Genomic DNA, 1,437 nt, shown 5'->3' with positions numbered 1-1,437 from the left:
GGCTCGCGCTCGGACGCCCCGCCGGCGACGGTGTCCTCCGCGATGCGCGCGGCCGCGGCATCCGTCGCCTGCGCCGACGCGGCGGACCGGCGGGCCAGGTCGATCGCGTACGCGATGAACGCGATCGCGTACACGGCCATCGCCGAGTACACCGCGATGATGGAGATCTCGTCGAGCGTCACTGTTCCACCTTACGTCGAAGGATTCTCGGGTCCGGATGCGGCGTCGGGCCCGGACGAGACCGGCCCCGCGTGGCGGTCGGCGAACTCCTCGACGGCCCGCTCGAGCCCCGGGTCGTCGCCGCGCGCGAGGCCCGCGTACTCGAGCACGACACGCCCGTCGGGCCGCGTGACGGCCTTCACCCACACGCGCCGACGCGGCACGAAGAGCGAGAGCAGCAGCCCGCCGAGGATCAGCAGCGCGAACACGAGCACCCACACCTGCGAGGGGTCATGGTGCACGTCGAACGAGGCGAACCGCGGCACGCTCTGGGAGTAGTCCTCGCTCGCGGCACCCGGCGACGCCGACTCGAACTCGACCGTGCCGAGCCCGTTCGGCAGCTCGGTCGACTCCCCCGGCATCAGCTCGACCGAGTCGACGCCCGTCTGCCCGCCCGTGAGCTGCTCCATGCCGCTCGTGTCGAGCTGGTACACCGAACGGGGCGTGCCGTCGTCGATGCCGAGGTCGCCCGAATACACGTTGAGCGTGAGCACCGGGTAGACGAGGTCGGGGTAGGTGGAGGTGTACGCGCCGGTCGAGAGCACGTCCTGCGTCGGGTAGAAGAAGCCGACCAGGCCGATCTGCTCGGACAGGCCGTCCGGCACCTTGACGACGCCGATCGAGGTGAGGTTCGCCGTCTGCGGCAGGAACGGCACCGAATCGGTGAAGACGACCTCTCCGTCGGGGTCGCGCACCGTGATCGTCGGCGCGTAGCCGTTCCCGAGCAGGTACACGTCGGTGCCGTACTCGTACAGCGGCTCGTTCACCTTCACGTCGCGCTCGGTCGCCCCGTCCGGTCCGTCGATCGTGACGTGCGCCGTGAAGTCGATCGGCTGGCCGAGCGCGTCGGTGTTCTCGGTCTCGTAGACCGCGTCGAGCTCGTCGAGCGTCAGCCGGTAGGGCGTGAGCCGGCCGTCGTCGAAGAACCGCCCCGGGTTGAACGAGTCGTACGCCGCGAGGGTGTTCACGAACGACTGGCCCTCGACGATCACCCGCTGGCCCGAGAAGCCGAATCCGCCGCCGATCGCGACGGCGACCAGCACCCCGACGAGCGCCGTGTGGAAGACCAGGTTGCCGGTCTCCCTGAGGTAGCCGCGCTCGGCCGAGACCGACGGGGCGCCGCGCTGGTCGTAGCGCTCGACGCGGTAGCCCGCCTTCCTGAGGTCGGCGGCCGCGGATGCGATCGCCGCCTCCGCGCCGCCGCCGGCCGGCCCGGCG

The 1,437-nt window shown here is 71.3% G+C and carries 1 protein-coding gene and 1 pseudogene; both read right to left on the bottom strand.

The genetic code is table 11. The annotated features are described in order from the left end of the window. Positions 1-182, bottom strand: a pseudogene (locus ESO86_RS16940) (c-type cytochrome biogenesis protein CcsB); the annotation flags it as partial. 9 nt (positions 183-191) lie between these two features. After that, the coding region (gene resB / locus ESO86_RS16935; protein WP_165308248.1) for a cytochrome c biogenesis protein ResB at positions 192-1,437 on the bottom strand (1,246 nt) is incomplete at its 5' end.

It is taken from the genome of Agromyces binzhouensis (assembly GCF_004135055.1).
Taxonomy (GTDB): domain Bacteria; phylum Actinomycetota; class Actinomycetes; order Actinomycetales; family Microbacteriaceae; genus Agromyces; species Agromyces binzhouensis.
This window is presented reverse-complemented; position numbering and strand designations above follow the sequence as displayed.